Genomic DNA, 659 nt, shown 5'->3' with positions numbered 1-659 from the left:
GCCCCTTGCCGAGCGAGTTCTGGGAGCGGGCGAGCCGGGCCCGGAGCCGTACGAGACGGCCGGCGGTGGGCTCGGGAACCTCGATCTCGGGAGCGAGGGGCTCCTCGACGAGCGGCTCCTCGACGAGGGGCTCCTCGGCGACCGGGGCCTCGGGGACCGCTTCGGCGGGAAGCTCGACCTCCTCGACCGTGCGCCGCGGTTCCTCCCGCGGTGTCTCCGCCTCCTCGCCGACGTGCGGCTCTGCGGGCGGAGCGGTGATGGTCGGCGCGGTGGACGGCGGCTCGGCCGGCGGCAGCTGCTTCTTCTTGCGACCGCTGATCACTAGCCCGCTCGTCACGGCGACCGCGACGACGAGAGCGATGACTACAGCAAGGATGAGTTCCATAACCCGTCCAGTATCTGCCACGAGGGGGCCGATGGCGGAGCACGTACAGTGGGTGGTTCCCCCACATCTGTACGACGGAGTACCCCTATGCCCCACGCCGCCTCCGAAACCGAAGGCGCGACGCACGACGGCGCCGTGGAGACACGCGGTCTCGAACCCGTCCCCGACGCCGAGCGGACCGGCAAGGTCCGCGAGCTCTTCCCGACCTGGGTCGCGGCCAACATCAGTGTGCTGCTGCTCACGATGGGCGTCGGTCTGGTCGTCTTCAACGGCC

Annotated in this window: 1 protein-coding gene and 1 pseudogene; one reads left to right on the top strand and one right to left on the bottom strand. The window is 70.7% G+C overall.

The genetic code is table 11. The annotated features are described in order from the left end of the window. Window positions 1-385, bottom strand: a pseudogene (locus CCN37_RS38280) (hypothetical protein); the annotation flags it as partial. Window positions 386-472: 87 nt separating this feature from the next. Here CCN37_RS38280 and CCN37_RS38275 point away from each other — a divergent pair. Beyond that, on the top strand, window positions 473-659 hold a 187-nt coding region (locus tag CCN37_RS38275), incomplete at its 3' end, for a cytosine permease (RefSeq protein ID WP_210408422.1).

It is taken from the genome of Allokutzneria sp. NRRL B-24872 (assembly GCF_002155965.1).
Classification (GTDB): domain Bacteria; phylum Actinomycetota; class Actinomycetes; order Mycobacteriales; family Pseudonocardiaceae; genus Allokutzneria.
The sequence above is the reverse complement of the archived record's forward strand: the minus strand, read 5'-3'. Positions and strand labels throughout refer to the sequence as shown.